The following is a 1,911-nucleotide window of genomic DNA, read 5'->3' as shown; positions in this document are numbered from 1 at the left end:
AGCCGAAAGCAATCTCTACCGCAGCAGTAATTATGATTAGTGGAGCAGTAGAGATGCTTCGGCTGCGCTCAGCATGACGTTCAATAAAATTCACAAATAGCTTGAATGCCCCCCACACCCTCCAACCCCCACACCCTCCAACCCCCGCACCCTCCTACCCTATCTCAACCCGCCAGCTCGCCGACTAGCTCCACGTATTGCTGGCGGGCGGCGTCTTTGCTGAGGCCGCGCTGGGCGGCCCAGGCGTCGTACTTGGCAATGGCTTTGAAGTCGAAGCCGCCGGGGCGGGTGCCGGTCACGTCGCCGTCGGTGGCTTGCTTGTAGAGGGCGTAAAGCTGGAGGAGCACCGTGTTGGCGGGCTTGCCGGGCAGCTGCTGGGCGCGCTGCGCGGCGGTTTCAAATTCTTCCTGGGTCGTCATGGAACTGGGATAAAAATAAAACGAGAAAAAGTGGCACCGCGGCGCGAAAACACCGGGCCGCGACCCGGCAATGCTTGTACCTTCCGGCCCCACCTTCAGCAAACCTATGACGCGCAATTTTATTCCCTGCCTGGCCGCCGCCCTCCTGCTGGGGGCCCCCGCGGCGTTCGCCCAAAAAACCTACCTGCACTGCGGCCACCTGCTCGACGTGCGCAGCGGCCGCCTGCTGGCCCAGCAAACGGTGGTGGTCGAGAAGGACCGCATCGTGGCCGTGCAGGCCGGCTACGCCGCTGGGGGCCCCCAGGACAAAATTGTCGACCTCGAAAGCCGCACCGTGCTACCCGGCCTCATCGACTGCCACGTGCACCTGGAATCCGAGTTCGGCAAAAGTTCGTTTAGCGAGCAGTTCACTCTGAACCCGGCCGACATTGCCTACCGCGCCCAGGGCTATGCCCTGACGACGCTGCGCGCGGGCTTCACCACGGTGCGCGACTGTGGCGGCTCGGGCGTGAATACGGCCCTACGCAAGGCCGTGGCCCAGGGCCTGGTGCCGGGGCCCCGCATCTACTCGGCGGGCGTGGCGCTGTCGGCCACCGGCGGGCACATGGACGGCACCGACGGCCTGAGCGACTTCATGATGGAGAAGCTGAACCCGGGCCCCGTGGCGGGCGTGGCCAACGGTCCCGACCAGTGCCGCCAGGCCGTGCGCGAGCAGTTCAAGCGCGGCGCCGACTTGATTAAAATTGCCAGCACCGGTGGCGTGCTTGACCTGAGCAAGAACAGCAGCGGGCCCCAGTACACGGAGGAGGAAATCCGGGCCGTGGTAGAAACCGCCCGCGACCTGGGCATGCGCGTGGCCTGCCACGCCCACGGCCCCGAAGGCATCAAACGGGCCCTGCGCGCGGGCGTGAGCAGCATCGACCACGGCTCGCTGCTGGACGACGAAGGCATCGCGCTGTTCAAGAAAAGCACGGCCTGGTACGTGCCCACGCTCATCGCCGGCAAGTCGGTGGCCGACTCGGCGCGCAAGCCCGGCTACTTCCCAGCGGTAGTGGCCATCAAGGCCGTGAGCATCGGCAACCAGATGCAGGGCACCTTCGGGCGGGCCTACAAGGCGGGGGTGCGGGTGGCGTTTGGCACCGACGCCGGCGTGTTCCGCCACGGCCAGAACGCCCGCGAGTTCGGCTACATGACCGAAGCCGGCATGCCCGCGCTCGAGGCCATCCGCAGCGCCACCCTCAACGCCGCCATGCTGCTCGACGAAACGGCCAACCTGGGGGCCCTGGAAGCCGGCAAGCTCGCCGACGTGGTGGCCCTGGACGGCAACCCGCTCCAAGACATTACGGCCCTCATGCGCCCCAGCTTCGTGATGAAGGCCGGCGTGGTGTACGTCACTAAACGACTATGGACTGAAAGTCCATAGGTTTGAAGCCGAATGGAATTCGGTGGTTTCGGCTAAAGCCGACTAAAAGAAACCACTGGAAGTGGGCTA

At 65.1% G+C, this 1,911-nt stretch carries 2 protein-coding genes; one reads left to right on the top strand and one right to left on the bottom strand.

The genetic code is table 11. The annotated features are described in order from the left end of the window. Window positions 1-164 precede the first annotated feature (164 nt). Window positions 165-419: an acyl-CoA-binding protein gene (locus BEN49_RS14615; protein WP_070744601.1), complete on the bottom strand. Its 255-nt coding sequence runs from the start codon at window positions 417-419 to the stop codon at window positions 165-167. A 106-nt stretch (window positions 420-525) separates the two neighbouring features. On the opposite strand from BEN49_RS14615, the gene BEN49_RS14610 reads away from it, so the two are divergent. After that, entirely contained in the window at window positions 526-1,842 is a 1,317-nt protein-coding gene (locus BEN49_RS14610; protein ID WP_070744599.1) for a metal-dependent hydrolase family protein, read from the top strand. The last annotated feature ends 69 nt before the right edge of the window (window positions 1,843-1,911 follow it).

The sequence above is a fragment of the Hymenobacter coccineus genome, from assembly GCF_001816125.1.
GTDB lineage: Bacteria > Bacteroidota > Bacteroidia > Cytophagales > Hymenobacteraceae > Hymenobacter > Hymenobacter coccineus.
The sequence above is the reverse complement of the archived record's forward strand: the minus strand, read 5'-3'. Positions and strand labels throughout refer to the sequence as shown.

What these genes read in the sequence shown, in the direction of transcription:
- BEN49_RS14615 (WP_070744601.1), bottom strand. Translation starts at nt 419, where the DNA reads ATGACGACCCAGGAAGAATTTGAAACCGCCGCGCAGCGCGCCCAGCAG.
- BEN49_RS14610 (WP_070744599.1), top strand. Translation starts at nt 526, where the DNA reads ATGACGCGCAATTTTATTCCCTGCCTGGCCGCCGCCCTCCTGCTGGGG.